Raw genomic sequence first — 16,373 nt, 5'->3', positions numbered from 1 at the left:
TGTTGATGGATTATATTCTCGATATCCTGCCCGGTCTGCCGGTCAGTCTGTCACTGACCTTTGCGGCACTGCTGGTGGCATTTATGCTGTCGGTGCTGTTTACATTAGTGCTGTCTCTTAAACCTAAGATACTGACACCGATAGTAAAAATTTATATCACCCTGTTTACCGGCACACCGCTGCTGGTACAGTTTTTCCTTATCTATTACGGACCGGGGCAGTTTCCTGCGCTGAAAGCCTGGCCGCTGCTGTGGGAACTGATGTCCTCACCGTGGCTGTGTGCGCTGGTAACCCTGGCGCTGAACAGTGCGGCATACTCGACATTATTATTCCATGGTGCGGTAAGAGCGATTCCGCAGGGACAGTGGCAGTCCTGTCAGTCGCTGGGGATGTCACGCGGACAAACGATGCGGATTATCCTGCCTTACGCTTTTAAACGCGCGCTCTCTTCGTACTCAAATGAAGTAGTGCTGATTTTCAAAAGTACCTCACTCGCCAGTACGATCACACTGCTGGAAGTGATGGGTTACAGTCAGCGCCTGTTTGGTCAGAATTATGATGTGATGGTGTTTGTGGCGGCAGGGATTATTTATCTCGGGGTCAATGGCTGTCTGACTCTTGCGATGCGCCTGATTGAGCACCGCGCGCTGGCATTTGAGCGGCGCAACTGATCCGCTGACCGTTGTTGTTAATCAAAAGAAATTACGCCCTGTAAACGGTGCCGCATTGCAAAATGCGGTGCCGTTTATTTTTTGGTCAGCAGAACCAACACTTCATAGTGCGCGGTGTGCGGGAACATATCAAAAAGCTGTACTCGTTCCGGCTGATAAAGCGGAAGATGCATCAGATCCTGCGCCAGGCTCTGTGCGTTACAACTGGAGTAGATGATAGTATCCGGCGCCATGGTATTGAGATAATCACACAGCGCTTTGCCAATGCCCCGGCGCGGCGGATTAACCAGCACCAGCTCAGGTACAGCCGATTTTCCGAGGGCAAACTGTGAGGAGTCCAGCGCCTGAAACGTGACATTCTCCAGTCCCATTTTTTCAGCTGAACGCGTGGCACAGGCAATCGCCTCCGGGCTTATCTCAATACCGGTCAGGTGTGTGGTTTTATCCGCACAATGCAGTCCGAAACCTCCTGCGCCGCAGAACAGATCCCATAAACGACTGATCTTGCGCTCGCGCACCCATTGCCCTGCGGTGTGATACAAGTGTGCGGCAACCACTGGGTTGGTCTGGAAAAAACTGTGCGGGCGGATATAGAGCGGAATACCGTTGAAAATTTCTTCCAGCGCCTGTTCAGGCGTAAAAATAATCTCCTGCTCCCCTTCCAGAATCGCCATATGCACCGGCTGAATATTGGCGGAAATAACGGTCAGTTTCGGGCACAGAGTCTGTAATTCGGGTAAAGCGGCCTGTAACTGAGCGATTTTCTTATCTGAGCGCAATACAAAGCGCAGCATCATGTCACCGGTGGCACGGCTTTGTGTCAGCAACAGAAACTTCAGTTCACCCCGGCGGCGCGTCACATTATAAGGCGTCAGCCCGGCGCGGGCGATAAAGGGTTTCAGTGCGGCGAAGACATCTGAAAATTGCGGCGGATAAAGCGGGCAATCTGATAAATCCACCGGCTCGTTATCGGTCACAATACCGAATACCGGGCGCTCAACGCTGCCGCTGACCACCATTTTGGCTTTGTTCCGGAATTGAGTTTCTTCACTGCGGGCAGGTGTTAACCAGCTCTGTACAGCAAACGGTGATAACAGCGCGTGCAGATCCTGCTGTTTATCATCAAGTTGCTGACTGTATGATTTATCAAGCCACTGACAGGAGCGACAGCGGCCGGCTGAATATTGAGGGCAATGCATGGTGATTTCCCGGGACAACAAATTCTGGGCAGGCAGTTAATGGATAACCGGAGAAGGCGCATCATCAGCGTGAAAACTCTCTTCACCTTCCTCTTCTGATTCATCTCCCGGCTCAGGCTCCGTGTCATTCGGGTCAAACAGCATGTTATTGCTGAATAACTCAAAAACAACCGCCCCGACCTGCTCTTCCATTTGCTGAAGATACAGAGAGAATTGCTCAAACGTCAGTCCGGCTGCCAGCGGCACGGAGTAACAAACGACCAGTTTCGGCATGGCAGAATCCTGGATATCCATAAATGTTTTCACCAGCAGAGAGCTGGCGTTGATCTGACTCAGGTTTGCCATCAGCGGGATAATCGCGGTCGGTCTGACCTCGGCAAGTGCCGAAAAAACCAGCGTGTCATCAAGAATGTCAATTTTCGCATCAAACACACCATCCACATTCTGCATGTGGGGTAAATGCAGCGCCTCGCAGGAGTCGCATTCAAAGCAGGTGTGTTGTAGCTGATCCAGCCATTTACGTAATACCGGAAGATCGGGAATGATCATGAATCTGAAGCCTTTTAACCAAAAAAACGAACAGCACGGCGCGCATGATACTCCAACCCGCCGACCAATGAACGATCTTAGCTGAAAAATGAGAAGGGGAATAACATTTTATTGCCTTTTTTCATTTTTATCCTGCGGTTCTTTTTTTTCTGTCTTTGTTTTACTGTCAATGCCAATCGCCGGAAGCGTACTTACTGCCCGCCAGACAATATTTACCGCCGCAGGGATAAGACACGCCAATCCGGTAAATGCCATCGCCATCAGTGCGTTTTTGCTGCGCAAAAATTCAGGCAGTGCAATATGATCATTGACCGCCAGATACACCAGGATCAGTAAAATAACACCAATAACTTCGCAGATAATCACCCCGCGCGGCATATCCCCGAGCGATCGCATCTGCCGTGGCTGTTTTTTTTCCATTTTACCCTCTGTCGTTATCTCATTATGCCTATACCCAACGTCATTCAGGATGCAGGCAGGCGGCAAGGGAAGCCAACGATCCTGCAGTTTGAATGAATAAGGATATAGCTGAACCATTGATGCTGCCGACCGCACAAATCGTCACAAGCTGCTTTCTTATCATTGATGATACAGGCATAATTTATCCCATCAAAGCACCGCTTGCGGTGATCACTAATGAATGAAGGAGCTTTTCATGTATACCGTTATTTTCGGCCGTCCTGGTTGTCCTTATTGCGTGCGTGCGAAAGAGATCGCAGAAAAACTGAAAACTGAGCGTGAAGACTTTGATTATCGCTACATTGATATTCAGGCCGAAGGCATCAGCAAAGCTGATTTATCCAAAACTGTGGGTAAACCGGTGGAAACCGTTCCTCAGATCTTCATCGACGAGCAGCACATCGGCGGTTGTACTGAGTTCGAAGCCTACGCAAAAGCTAACCTCGGTCTGTTCAACTAATATTTCCGGCCGTTTCTCTCCGGGAAACGGCTTTTTTACTCCCCGCATCCTGTTGATTTATCATATCAAAAAAATATTTTCATTTTTTTTAATAATATTTCGAACTTTCCCTCTCCCGCGCAGTCTGAATTAGTGCCACTGCTTTTCTTTGAATATCCTCAAGATTGAGATAGCCCGATAGTCACCAATTTGGTTTTACTATCGGGTTTTTTATTGCCTGCCATTTATACCCTTATTCATTCAAACCGCAGGTTCGTTGGCTGCGCTCAGCCAGCTGGGTCACATACCTATGTATGCTCCCCATCTATCTTCCCTTGCCGCCTTCCTGCAACTTGAATGACGTTGGGTATACCCCGCCACCAACTTGTTTCAGGTTTTGTCAGTTTTATGCAATTTTACGTAATAGCACGATTAACCAAGACATTTTTTCTTTACCTTACTGTGTAAGACGGATAACCTGACCCGTCATTTTATGTCAGGCTGTATATTTTCACAGGTGAGTATTAAGGAATTTATTGTGCTGGAAAATCTGAATCATTCATTGTTTCTTCTGATCAATGCCACGCCGGAAACCCCGCATTCCGCAATTGTGCTCGCCACACTGGCAGCAAAATATCTGGTTCTGCTGTTTCCGCTGGTGACCGCCGGGTTCTGGCTGTGCGGAGCGCCTGACAATATGCCGCGCCAGCGCCGCTTTGTATGTAAAAGTGCCGTGACCTTACTGATTGGCCTGACGCTTTCATGGATTATCGGAACACTGTATCCGCACGCCCGTCCGTTTGCCGAACCTTTCGGTTACAGTTTCCTTGAACATGCTCCGACACCATCGTTCCCGAGCAACCACGGCATTATTGTGTTTACCTTTACGCTGGGCTGCCTGTTCTGGGGCAATCTCCGGACAGGTCTTCTGCTGCTGATCCCGGCGCTGATTGTTGCCTGGTCGCGGGTTTTCCTCGGCGTTCACTGGCCGGTTGATATGTTGGGCGCACTAATTACTGTCCTTATCGCATGCGCACTGACCGAGCTTCTCTGGAGCCGGTTTGGTCAGCCACTGCAAAATCTGCTCCAGTCACTTTACCGGCGCTGTTTTGCCCTGCCTATCCGTAAAGGCTGGGTTCAGAGATAGTTGAACAAATATAACGCAGAGAATACCGGCAAATGTGCCGGTATTTTTTTATCTGCATTTAATTATTTCCGCTACCGGTGATCTTTTGACAGTATTATTTTTGTTCGCAAACTATTACTCTGCCATTTATTTAACATTTCTGTTCTGCCTGACGCCCGTATCACTCAGGTTACTTAATTCGCAATTAAAATAATTATTTTAATCATCCGGGATGCGTAATGTGACTATTATATAGTTCGCTATTGCATACTACCGGACCCCCTGTATACACCCTGTGTCACCACAAGCTCTATAGTGAAATTATTTTGTGTTTAAAAACAACAAGTAATACACTAAAACTCTATTGTTATAATGGTTTTTATCCGCTGACAATCCGGTTATCTCTATTTTGTAATAATACGATATTGTTCAGCACATATACTAATTAACATCTGAACAAATAAATTTGTTTAAATAAAAAACAGGCGAAAATGACATTATTGCAGAATATCTAATCCTCTATGCCATTTCGGCATCCCCCATTCCGCAAAAAAGGATTAACAACATTATTAAATGTTGCAACATGGCTATCTTTAATGCTATTTATAGCAATTGAGACGATGATCACAGTGTTTTGCACTGAAAAACTGTACATTTTCACTACAAAAACACAGTAACCAATCTCATATTCTTTTATATATGAATTAATGCAGAGACCTTATTTGTCCATTGCAGATATCAGGTAACTCTTGTTTATTATTTTTACCGGTAAGCAATTACAGGTAACTTTCCCGTTTTACTTATTTTTATCCGGTTGCGTACATAGACCCTGCCCCAGAGACACATTTCGTGCACAGGTAACCGTGCAATTTTTAGTTGTTATTGTTGTAAATTTGGAGACATCTATGGAAACAACACAACCGCAGGTCGTGGTCAGCAAGACTGACACCAGCAATGATTACCGCAAATGGCGTAAATCCGATACCGTCTGGATGCTCGGACTGTACGGTACGGCCATTGGTGCCGGTATACTGTTTCTGCCGATTAACGCCGGTATCGGCGGGCTGATCCCGCTTATCATTATGGCCGTGCTGGCCTTCCCGATGACCTTTTTCGCGCACCGCGGCATGTGCCGCTTTATATTATCCGGCAAAAATCCGGGTGACGATATTACCGAAGTGGTTGAAGAGCATTTCGGCGCCAGAGCAGGGAACCTTATCACCCTGCTCTATTTCTTTGCTATTTATCCAATCCTGCTGGTTTACAGTGTGGCTATCACCAATACGGTGGAAAGCTTTATTGTCAACCAGATGCATATGACAGCACCGCCGCGCATTATTCTGTCACTGGTACTGATCCTCGGGATTATGAGTATTATCCGCCTCGGTGAAGCCACGATTGTCAAAGCAATGAGTGTGCTGGTATTCCCGTTTGTGGCCGTTCTGATGGTATTGGCGCTTTATCTGATCCCGCACTGGAATACGGCAATATTTGATACGCTCTCTTTCAGCAGTCACTCTGCCGGTGAGACCGGCCGTGGTCTGATGGTGACGATGTGGCTGGCGATTCCGGTGATGGTATTCTCGTTCAACCATTCTCCGGTTATTTCAGCATTCAGTGTCGCAAAACGTCAGGAATATGGTGAAAATGCGGAGAAAAAATGCGCCCGCATTCTGGCATGCGCCCACATAATGATGGTACTGACAGTGATGTTCTTTGTGTTCAGTTGTGTACTGAGCCTGTCACCACTCAATTTACAGGAAGCGAAAGATCAGAATATATCCATTCTGTCTTACCTGGCGAACTACTTCCAAAACCCGATGATTGCGTATATCGCGCCATTAGTCGCATTTATTGCTATCACCAACGCATTCCTGGGACACTACATGGGTGCCCGTGAAGGCTTTAACGGCTTGGTTAACAAAGCATTACGCGCCAGAGGTAAAAGCATTGCACCGTCTAAGCTGAATAAACTGACGGCACTGTTTATGCTGGTAACGTCCTGGATTGTTGCCACACTGGATCCGAGCATTCTGGGAATGATTGAAACCCTGGGCGGCCCGGTTATCGCCATGCTGCTGTTTATCATGCCGATGTATGCTATCCGCAAAGTCCCTGCGATGCGTAAATATGCCGGTCACCTGAGTAATCTGTTTGTGGTTGTGATTGGCCTCATTGCCATTTCGGCTGTGTTTTACAATCTGTATCAGCTGTTTTTTGGTTAATAAATATATGACTGCTGCCCTCTCCGGCGGGTTCCCGCATGGTCGGTCCGGGACCGGGCTTTATCAGGGATGCTGAAGAGCGAACGCCTTTTACCGGTAAACCAACGCCATAAAGGATGAATCAGAGAATACCGGCAAATGTGCCGGTATTTTTTTGGACGGAGGTTTTAATATATACCTAACCGGTGTTTTATTTTCCTGCTGTTTTACACCAAAAATGATGCTGATTTCGTCAACAGAATATAATGCTGGTGTTTATTTAACATTTCAGCTTTGTACGGCACCAATATCACTCACGCCACTTAATTCGCGACAGAAATAATTATTTTAACCATCGGGTTATTATGCGAAAATCTGACGGTAAATTCACAATGGACCGGCAGAATCATTCACTCAGAAACGGACACAGAATGACACCGTTGACTGAATTTATTTTTCGCTGAAAAACAACAGATTATAGATAAAACCCCTACAATTAATCAGGTTTTTATACCCTAAAAACAGACCTGTTCTCTATTGAGAAACAGAGTCTGAATTTATTCTTTATATATTTATTAATATATAAATAAATTAATTTGATTAAATAAAAAGCAGAGGAAACTATCATTATCTGCCATTTTTTTTGCCTGCATGCCTTTTTGATATGCTCCATTCCGTAAATATGGATTAACAATTTTATCAAATTTTGCAACAGGTGCCGTTTCACTTGGATTTATAGCATTTGAGACTATGATCACGGTGTTTTCGACTGAAAAAAGGTACATTTTCGCTATCAGAAAGAGAGTTATCAATTTCTGGTTATTGTTAAATACGACATTAAAGCGGAGACCCTTTTTATCAATTTAAGATATCAGGTCACTGCTGTTTATTATTTTTTGCCGGTAAGCAATTACAGGCATATTTTTGCTTCACTATTTTTATACTCTAAATAATTCGGGATGCATGAAGGCGACAAACGAAGACTGACAGGGAGCATACATAAGTATGTGACCAGGCGGGCTGAGCGCAGTCAACACACAGGCATTCTGAAGTATGACGAGTATCTGGTTACGTACATAGACCCTATTTCAGAGACGCATTCCTGCACAGCTTATCGTGCAAAATTTTAGTTGTTATTGTTGTAAATTTTGGAGACTTCTATGGATACAACACAACCGCAGGTTGTGGTCAGCAAGACTGACACCAGCAATGATTACCGGAAATGGCGCAAATCCGATACTGTCTGGATGCTCGGACTGTACGGAACCGCTATCGGCGCAGGCGTACTTTTTCTGCCTATTAATGCCGGTATCGGCGGATTGATTCCGCTTATTATCATGGCGATTCTGGCCTTCCCGATGACGTTTTTCGCACACCGCGGCATGTGCCGCTTTGTGTTATCCGGTAAAAATCCGGGCGAAGATATCACGGAAGTCGTTGAAGAACATTTCGGCTCACGCGCCGGTGGTCTGATAACCCTGCTCTATTTTTTCGCTATTTACCCGATTCTGCTGGTGTACGCTGTAGCTATCACCAACACCGTCGACAGCTTTATCGTCAACCAGATGCACATGACGGCACCGCCGCGCATTATTTTGTCACTGGTACTGATTATCGGGATTATGTGTATTGTCCGTTTCGGTGAAGCCGCTATCGTCAAAGCGATGAGTGTGCTGGTATTCCCGTTTGTGGCGGTTCTGATGGTACTGGCGCTGTATCTGGTTCCGCACTGGAGCACCGATGTATTCAAAACGCTCACATTTGACAGCAATACCGTCAGTGTGACCGGCCATGGTCTGCTGGTGACATTGTGGCTGGCGATTCCGGTCATGGTGTTCTCTTTCAACCACTCACCTATCATCTCTGCATTTGCTGTCGCAAAACGTGAAGAATATGGTGAGAACGCAGAGAAAAAATGCTCACGCATCCTGGCGTATGCTCACATCATGATGGTGCTGACCGTCATGTTCTTTGTATTCAGTTGCGTACTAAGCCTGTCACCACAAAACCTGCAGGAAGCAAAAGATCAGAATATTTCCATTCTGTCTTATCTGGCGAACCACTTCCAAAACCCGATGATTGCGTATATCGCACCATTCATCGCATTTATTGCTATCACCAAATCATTCCTGGGTCACTACCTCGGCGCGCGTGAAGGCTTTAATGGTCTGGTTAATAAAGCATTACGTACCAAAGGCAAAAGCATTGCACCGTCTAAACTGAATAAACTGACGGCGCTGTTTATGTTAGTTACCACCTGGATTGTCGCGACGTTAGATCCGAGCATTCTGGGAATGATTGAAACTCTGGGCGGCCCGGTTATTGCTATGTTGCTGTTTATTATGCCGATGTATGCCATCAGCAAAGTACCGGCAATGCGCAAATATGCCGGTCACCTGAGTAATGTGTTTGTGGTCGGAATGGGTCTTATTGCCATTTCAGCTGTGTTCTACAATTTGTATCAGATGATTTTCGCATAATCGTTCGTATAACAGCAGGATTGCTGTTGCTCTCTCCGGCGGGCAACAGCAAACAAAAATAATTAGCCGGAACTGAAAAGTAACGGCTTCGTGAATCTTCACGACACTATTCATTTACGCCTTAACAAATAGGGGGCGAGCAATATGGTCAGTGTATTTGACATCTTCAAAATTGGTATTGGTCCATCAAGTTCTCACACTGTCGGTCCGATGAAAGCAGGTAAACAATTCGCTGATGATCTTATCGCAGCCGGATTGCTGGAAAAAACAACCCGTGTTCAGGTTGATGTATACGGCTCTTTGTCTCTGACCGGGAAAGGTCATGCGACAGACATTGCCATCATCATGGGACTCGCGGGGAACCTGCCGGATGCGGTTGATATTGACGCGATACCGGGCTTTATCAGGGATGTTGAAGAACGTGAACGCCTTTTGCTGGCAAACCTGCGCCACGAAGTGGATTTTCCGCGTGATAACGGGATGAACTTCCACAAAGAAAACCTGCCGCTGCATGAAAACGGCATGTCAATCAGTGCATTTAACGGTGATGAATTACTGTCGAAGAAAACCTATTACTCTGTCGGCGGTGGTTTTATCGTCGATGAAGAGCATTTCGGTCAGTCTGCGGACAACGCAACGCCGGTACCTTATCCGTATAAATTCGCTGCCGATTTACAAAAGTATTGCAATGAAACAGGGCTTTCTCTCTCAGCCCTGGTGATGAAAAACGAACTGGCACTGCACACTAAAGAAGAGTTATCCGCTCACCTGCTGGCAGTCTGGGATGTGATGAAAGCCGGTATCGAGCGCGGAGTGACCACTGAAGGCTTATTACCGGGTCCGTTGCGTGTACCGCGCCGTGCAGCTGCACTGCGTCGTCAGCTGGTCACCAGTGATAACACCACCACCGATCCGATGCAGGTTATTGACTGGATCAATATGTACGCGCTGGCTGTAAACGAAGAAAATGCTGCCGGTGGACGTGTGGTTACCGCTCCGACAAACGGCGCATGCGGGATAATCCCGGCTGTGCTGTCATATTATGATAAATTTATCCGTCCGGTGAATGAAAACGCGTATACCCGTTATTTCCTGGTATCCAGTGTGATTGGTTCACTGTATAAGATGAATGCCTCCATTTCCGGTGCGGAAGTCGGCTGTCAGGGCGAGGTGGGTGTTGCCTGTTCAATGGCGGCTGCGGGCCTGACTGAGCTGTTGGGCGGTAGCCCGATGCAGGTCTTTATTGCGGCTGAAATTGCGATGGAGCATAACCTCGGTCTGACTTGTGATCCGGTTGCCGGACAGGTTCAGGTGCCGTGTATTGAGCGTAATGCTATCGCTGCAGTACAGTCCGTCAATGCGGCCCGTATGGCGCTGCGTCGTACCAGTGAGCCGCGCGTCTGCCTCGATAAAGTTATCGAAACCATGTATGAAACCGGTAAAGATATGAATGCCAAATACCGCGAAACCTCTCAGGGCGGTCTGGCCATTAAAGTACAGTGTGACTGATTAGTACATTAATCTTCTCAGTCAGCTGAAAAAGCCCTGCAACTATCTGTGTTGCAGGGCTTTTTAATTTCAGAACTGTTTTCCGGTGGTGGCTCAGGAGAGTTCCAGCCATACTTTGGGACCGAAACCAAACAGGTGTGCTATCAGCACATCGGGGTAGCGCTGAACTGACTGATTATAATGAATAACTGCGTCATTGAATGCATCCACACCCGGACGCAATGCATCATCAATATCACATATAACCAACTGAAGCCGGACGAACTGCGGATCAGCAATTAATGCCGGATGTGTCTGCACCAGTGTCATAATATGATAAAACGTATTATTGATGTCATTAGCGGCGCTGACACTGTCATTGAGTGTCGCGGCTTGTGCATAGCGCGAATACACATCCTGCCATGTGATAAACAGCAGACCGTCCTGAATACCGTTTTTTTCGGTGACAGCCACCAGCTGTGCAATTTTATCTGCCCGCTGACGCAACTTACCGTCTATCTCTGCATACGACTCACTGAGCGGCTCCTGAAGACAGTTAATCCTGCACCAGACCCGGCGACACCATAACAGCACGCCCGCAGCAATAACCAGCGCAATAATAAATACAATCCCCATTTCCGTAATCCCTTATTAACCGGTACATATATCCTTATTCATTCAAACCGCAGGTTCGTTGGCTACGTAAAGATCGCCGGGTCACATAGTTTATCTATGCTCCCCGTCGATCTTCCCTTGCCGCCTGCCTGCAATTCGAATGACGTTGGGTATAAAATACCGGCTATTTTTCATAAAAAAAATCCGATATCAGGAGTAATATCGGATCTTATACGGATTTCAACAGGGTAATTTAACGGATACCGCGATAAATTACAGGTTAAAAACACAATGGCGGGGGTTATACCGCCAGAAATTGCGTAATAATGTCGCCGGTCACAGCCGGATATTCTTCATGTATTGCATGGCCGGCAAACGGCAGATTAAATAACACCGCAGACTCCACGCGCTCCGCAAGCGCAAACGCGTGTTCCCGCGACATAAGAAAATCCTCATCACCCCGGATAATCAACAGCGGAACAGACAGGTTATCAATGTCATTGCCCGGATACCCTTTTTCACTCATATCCGTCCAGAGTGAGACTAATTCACTGATCAGATGGCTTAAATCCGGCGCCGGGTTCAGTGCTTCATATTCAGCGACATTCTCAGGAAATTGCGCCTGCCATGCTTCGGCAGTCAGCGTGTCATAAATTTCAAGTGCCGGGTCATCCTCTGCCATATTCCACTGAGAACCGATACAAACAATTTTGCTGACCTTCACTACACCTGACAATGCCATTCTCAGTGCCGCTGTTCCGCCGTCACTATGACCAATAATAATGCACTCATCCACATTAAGGTGTTGCAAGACCGCTTCTGTATCCGTCTGAATATCAGCATAGCTCAGCGGACCATTCAGTGTGGAACGCCCGTGTCCGCGCGTATCTATTCCGATATACCGCAATCCTGACGACGGCAAATAATTGAGTAACGGATTAAATGACGCGATTGACTGCATACCGCCATGCAGGAAAACAACCGCTTTTCCTGTTTCATCACCGGTACTTTCAAAATAGATCTGATTACCGCTTTGGGTTAACAAAGCCCCTTTTTTATGATCAAACATAAATTACCCATCCGCATAATTTAAAAGAACCGGCACCGGGGGAATTAACGCCAGCGTTCTGCTGCCCAGGCCGCCTGCTGTTGTGCGTCGTGGAAAGTCCAGGCCACGAAGCGGCTGATTTTTTGCCCCTGCGCCATTTCGATGGTCCGGACTTCGGCCGCACCCGCCAGCTTCAGCGCGTGATAAACCGCAGGCAGGGTCGTGTTTTTAGAAATCAACGAGGTGAACCACAGGCAGTTTTGTGCCTTACTGACGCTCTCCTCTGCCATTTTACACACAAAGGCTTCTTCACCGCCTTCACACCACAGCTCTTTATTTTTGCCGCCAAAGTTCTGTACCGGTATGTCGGCTACGTCACCTTTACCCAGCTTGTGCAGTTTACGGCGGGTACTGGCCTGCGCTTCCTGTTCAGAGCTGTGGAACGGTGGATTACACAGTGTGGCATCAAATTTCTCCGCCACACCGATGATGCCGTTCAAAATAGATTCGGGTTGTTTTTGCAAACGCAGACGCACGCTGTTTCTCAGCGTCGGGTTCATCTCCACGATCATTTTGGCGGCATTGAGTGATACCGGATCAATCTCCGAACCGGTAAAACGCCAGCCGTATTCACGCAAACCGATAATCGGATAAATACAGTTGGCACCAACGCCGACATCAAGGATAGCCACGCTTTTACCACAGGGGATCTCACCGCCGTTGCTGGTTGCCAGCAGGTCGGCAAGATGGTGTAAATAATCGGCACGCCCCGGGATCGGCGGGCACAGATAATCGGCGGGAATATCCCAGTGTTCAATACCATAAAAATGTTGCAGCAACGCACGGTTGAGCATTTTAACCGCCGCAGGGTCGGCAAAATCTACCGAGATATCGCCCCAGGCGTTCGGCTTGACGAACGGCTCCAGTGCAGGGCAACTGGCAATCAGCGCCGGGAAATCATAGCGCGAGCGATGACGGTTACGCGGGTGCAAACCGCTTTTCTGCTGCGGGAAGGTTTTCTTTTTTTCCACCGTGACGGGCTCTCTTAACGATATTTTTGACGCGTACGATACCATATACCCTATAGCTTTCAAATTGCAGCGGACACAAACAATAAAGCCGGGCGAAGTAAGCTCCGTCCGGCTTTATTTTAATCAAAAATACGATTAACCAAAGATTGAGCTCCACAGCCCGGCAAAGAAGCGGACAATATAGTCCCAGATGCGGCCAAAGAAGCCGGCTTCCTCAACTTGCTGCTGAACCACTAACGGGCGCTGCTCAATTACCTGACCATCGAGGATAAAATTAATTTTCCCGACCACCTGGTTTTTCGCCAGCGGCGCTTCTAACGTTGTGCTGTCCAGCTCAAAAGAGGCTTTCAGATCTTTCAGTTTGCCTTTCGGGATAGTGACATAGATATCTTTTTCAGCGCCCAGCGGCACTTTTGAGATATCCCCGAACCAGACACGTTCAGTGGTCAGCGGTGTATCTGCTTTAACCGGGGTGACGGTTTCAAAGAAACGAAAGCCCCAGGTCAGCACTTTTTCACTCTCGGCAAACCGGACACGGTCACTCGGTGCGCCCAGAACCACAGAAATCAGGCGCATCGGGCCATCCGTTGCAGATGCCACCAGATTGTGTCCCGCGCCGTTGGTATGCCCGGTTTTCACGCCATCCACATTCAGATTGGTACTCCACAGCAGGCGGTTACGGTTCGGCTGGCGGATCTTATTAAAGGTATATTCTTTCTCTTTATGAATACTGTATTCATCCGGCACATCAGTTATCAGTGCCTGGGCCAGCAGCGCCATATCCCGCGCGGTACTGTACTGCCCTTCGGAATCCAGTCCGTGAACAGTTTTAAAGTAGGTATTTGTCAGGCCGATTTGTTTTGCATCGATATTCATCTGGGAAACAAATGTTTCCTGGCTGCCCGATACATATTCTGCCAGCGCAATGCTCGCATCATTACCCGACTGAATAACCATACCTCTGTTGAGATCGATTAATTTTACGCGGTCATCCGGTTTGAGGAACATCAGGGAGGAGCCTTTCAGTACCGGGTTGCCGGTCGCCCAGGCATTTTTGCCGACAGTGACAATGTCATCAGGGCTGATTTTCCCGGCTTTGATCGCCTGCCCGACCACATAACTGCTCATTATTTTTGTCAGTGACGCAGGATCCAGGCGCTCATCGGCATTATGTGATGCCAATATCTTTCCGCTGTTATAATCCATCAGGACATAAGCTTTTGCATCCACTTCCGGAGCCGCCGGTGTTTCAACCGCGAACGCATTACTGATACTTAAAAATCCGAAAGCCAGCCCGCTGAACAAACCGGTTACGCGTAAACTGCTTACTGTCTGCATTACTTCTCCCTCTTTTGACCCTGTACATCGTGACAAAATAGTATATACCCAACGTCATTCAAATTGCCGCCAACGAACCTGCGGTTTGAATGAATAAAGGGTATAGATAACTCAGTGATAATGAATACTATATTCATTTACTAAATAGTACACCACCGACAATTTAGCGCGATTCTTCCTATTAAGGTGATTTCATGTGAATATTTACATTTCATGACACAAAATCATCCGTATATATCCATGTCATTGCATTTTCATCAACAGGAGTCACTATGATAACCGTCTGGGGCAGAAAAAAACTCGTCTAACGTCAAGAAAATCTTATGGTGCCTGACTGAACTGAAGCTGACTTATCAGCAAAAAGATATCGGCGGGCCTTTCGGCGGTCTGGATACCCCGGAATACGCCGCGATGAACCCGAATAAAAGCATTCCGACCTATCAGGATGGTGAATTTATTCTGTGGGAATCGAATGCCATCCTCAGTTATCTTGCGGATAAATACGATGACGGCACACTGCTGACGCACAATGCAGAGTTCCGGGCCCGTGCGGCGCAATGGATGTACTGGGCAGACGGCAGTCTGTTTCCGTATATCAAAGCCATGATGGGATTGCTGGTGAGAACCCCGCCGGAGCAACGTGATCCTGTAAAAGCGGAGGAACTGAAGCAGGCACTGAATCACCTGATTGCCATGCTCGATAATGCATTGTCACAGCAAAACTATATCGCCGGGGATACCTTCAGTATTGCTGATATCGCCCTGGTGCCACTGCTTTATCCGTGGCGGGAAGTGTGTCAGGACAGACCGGACTTCCCGCATCTTGAACGCTGGTATGCGCAGATAATGAGCCGTCCGGCATACAAAGATATTGTTGCTCTGCCGGTCAGTTAAGGCTTACTCACTCATTGGCATCCGTCCGGGATCAGGGTACTGATACTCAAAACCCAGTTCCCGGCAGATCAGGCTGCCGTCAATAATTTTTCCCTCAGAGTGATCGTCTTCCCTGAAAGTCGGTGGCAGCAAATTAATCTGACGGGAGACATCCGGATAAAATTCTGCCCGCGACGGGTGCTGCGGCGCACACAGATTATAGGTATGCCCGCCCTGCGGACGCTGAATAAGCAGCCGGATAGCCGCGATCACATCATCCTGATGCACCAGGTTTACCGCCTGTTCCCCGCCTTTTACCTCTGTTTTTCCTGCCAGAAAGCGCCCTGCATGGCGAAATTCGCCCACCAGCCCCGCCAGCCGTAAAATATCCGCAGAGACACCCGGCAGTGCATTCAGCCAATATTCAATATCGACTATCGCTTTCGCTGATTCCGTTACCGGCTGCAACGGGCTTTTTTCTGTCAGCCGTCCGGTCTGATTGCCGTAAACCGCCGTTGAGCCGGTAAAGATAACCCGTGATACCCCCCGCGCCACAGCAGTATCCACCAGGTTTTGGACTGCACGCACATACTGATATCCGCCGCCCGCTGTTTTGGATGCCGGTAATGTGATAACCAGAATATCTGTCTCCAGAAAGGCATCCAGGTCGTCAGCATCACATTCCGGCTCCGGTGTTAAATTAAGCAGATAACACTCAATACCGCACATGGTTGCCGCTTCCACACCATCGGGTGTGGTTTTCGTCCCTTTGACATGAATACCGATATCTGTCAGTTGCTGTGCCAGCGGCATTCCGAGCCAGCCCAGCCCTGCAATTGAAACTGTTTTCATC

The 16,373-nt window shown here is 47.7% G+C and carries 16 protein-coding genes; 8 read left to right on the top strand and 8 right to left on the bottom strand.

From position 1 onward, the window contains the following. The first annotated feature begins 2 nt into the window (after positions 1-2). Positions 3-671 carry an arginine ABC transporter permease ArtM gene (gene artM, locus AYY17_RS09580; RefSeq protein ID WP_067423539.1) on the top strand — a complete coding sequence of 223 codons (669 nt, stop codon included), beginning with the start codon at positions 3-5 and terminating at the stop codon, positions 669-671. 74 nt (positions 672-745) lie between these two features. Here artM and rlmC read toward each other — a convergent pair whose 3' ends face one another. The 3 genes from rlmC to AYY17_RS09565 form a co-directional block, all read right to left on the bottom strand. Further along, complete coding sequence (gene rlmC / locus AYY17_RS09575; protein WP_067423271.1) at positions 746-1,870, bottom strand: 23S rRNA (uracil(747)-C(5))-methyltransferase RlmC; 1,125 nt, start codon at positions 1,868-1,870, stop codon at positions 746-748. Between the two features lie 36 nt (positions 1,871-1,906). Next, the gene (locus AYY17_RS09570) at positions 1,907-2,419 is read right to left on the bottom strand and encodes a type III secretion system chaperone family protein (RefSeq protein ID WP_067423269.1); all 513 of its coding nucleotides are present in this window, start codon (positions 2,417-2,419) and stop codon (positions 1,907-1,909) included. A gap of 108 nt (positions 2,420-2,527) precedes the next feature. Beyond that, a complete protein-coding gene (locus AYY17_RS09565) occupies positions 2,528-2,839 on the bottom strand; it encodes a YbjC family protein (protein WP_067423267.1) in 312 nt (103 codons plus the stop codon). Between the two features lie 92 nt (positions 2,840-2,931). On the opposite strand from AYY17_RS09565, the gene AYY17_RS22535 reads away from it, so the two are divergent. The 6 genes from AYY17_RS22535 to AYY17_RS09535 all read left to right on the top strand — a co-directional run bounded on the left by AYY17_RS22535 (position 2,932) and on the right by AYY17_RS09535 (position 10,636). Continuing rightward, entirely contained in the window at positions 2,932-3,063 is a 132-nt protein-coding gene (locus tag AYY17_RS22535; protein ID WP_268873020.1) for a hypothetical protein, read from the top strand. Positions 3,064-3,074: 11 nt separating this feature from the next. Next, positions 3,075-3,338, top strand: coding sequence for a GrxA family glutaredoxin (locus AYY17_RS09560; protein ID WP_067423265.1), 264 nt, complete (start codon positions 3,075-3,077; stop codon positions 3,336-3,338). Positions 3,339-3,855: 517 nt separating this feature from the next. Next, a complete protein-coding gene (gene ybjG, locus AYY17_RS09555; RefSeq protein ID WP_067423537.1) occupies positions 3,856-4,464 on the top strand; it encodes an undecaprenyl-diphosphate phosphatase in 609 nt (202 codons plus the stop codon). An 884-nt stretch (positions 4,465-5,348) separates the two neighbouring features. Continuing rightward, positions 5,349-6,668 carry an HAAAP family serine/threonine permease gene (locus tag AYY17_RS09550; RefSeq protein WP_067423263.1) on the top strand — a complete coding sequence of 440 codons (1,320 nt, stop codon included), beginning with the start codon at positions 5,349-5,351 and terminating at the stop codon, positions 6,666-6,668. A 1,139-nt stretch (positions 6,669-7,807) separates the two neighbouring features. After that, on the top strand, positions 7,808-9,127 hold the full coding sequence (locus AYY17_RS09540) for an HAAAP family serine/threonine permease (protein WP_067423260.1): 1,320 nt from the start codon (positions 7,808-7,810) through the stop codon (positions 9,125-9,127). A 144-nt stretch (positions 9,128-9,271) separates the two neighbouring features. Continuing rightward, positions 9,272-10,636 (top strand): L-serine ammonia-lyase, encoded by a 1,365-nt coding sequence (locus AYY17_RS09535; RefSeq protein WP_067423258.1) that lies wholly within the window; start codon positions 9,272-9,274, stop codon positions 10,634-10,636. A 93-nt stretch (positions 10,637-10,729) separates the two neighbouring features. On the opposite strand, the gene AYY17_RS09530 is transcribed toward AYY17_RS09535, so the two are convergent. From AYY17_RS09530 to AYY17_RS09515, 4 genes are all read right to left on the bottom strand, one after another. Further along, positions 10,730-11,251: a LemA family protein gene (locus tag AYY17_RS09530; protein WP_067423256.1), complete on the bottom strand. Its 522-nt coding sequence runs from the start codon at positions 11,249-11,251 to the stop codon at positions 10,730-10,732. Positions 11,252-11,531: 280 nt separating this feature from the next. Further along, positions 11,532-12,299, bottom strand: coding sequence for an alpha/beta fold hydrolase (locus tag AYY17_RS09525; RefSeq protein ID WP_067423254.1), 768 nt, complete (start codon positions 12,297-12,299; stop codon positions 11,532-11,534). Between the two features lie 44 nt (positions 12,300-12,343). After that, the gene (gene rlmF, locus AYY17_RS09520; protein WP_202906399.1) at positions 12,344-13,309 is read right to left on the bottom strand and encodes a 23S rRNA (adenine(1618)-N(6))-methyltransferase RlmF; all 966 of its coding nucleotides are present in this window, start codon (positions 13,307-13,309) and stop codon (positions 12,344-12,346) included. A gap of 135 nt (positions 13,310-13,444) precedes the next feature. Continuing rightward, positions 13,445-14,647, bottom strand: coding sequence for a serine hydrolase (locus AYY17_RS09515; RefSeq protein WP_067423249.1), 1,203 nt, complete (start codon positions 14,645-14,647; stop codon positions 13,445-13,447). 318 nt (positions 14,648-14,965) lie between these two features. On the opposite strand from AYY17_RS09515, the gene AYY17_RS09510 reads away from it, so the two are divergent. Continuing rightward, positions 14,966-15,541, top strand: a complete 576-nt coding sequence (locus AYY17_RS09510; RefSeq protein ID WP_328585538.1) for a glutathione S-transferase family protein — start codon at positions 14,966-14,968, stop codon at positions 15,539-15,541. A 3-nt stretch (positions 15,542-15,544) separates the two neighbouring features. Here the strand turns inward: AYY17_RS09510 and AYY17_RS09505 are convergent, their stop codons facing one another. Continuing rightward, positions 15,545-16,372, bottom strand: coding sequence for an SDR family oxidoreductase (locus AYY17_RS09505; RefSeq protein ID WP_067405245.1), 828 nt, complete (start codon positions 16,370-16,372; stop codon positions 15,545-15,547). Between the last annotated feature and the right edge of the window lies 1 nt (position 16,373).

Origin of the sequence: Morganella psychrotolerans (assembly GCF_001676055.1) — a bacterium.
Classification (GTDB): Bacteria; Pseudomonadota; Gammaproteobacteria; order Enterobacterales; family Enterobacteriaceae; genus Morganella; species Morganella psychrotolerans_B.
Note: the sequence above shows the minus strand (reverse complement) of the source record. Positions and strands in the feature narration are given on the sequence as shown.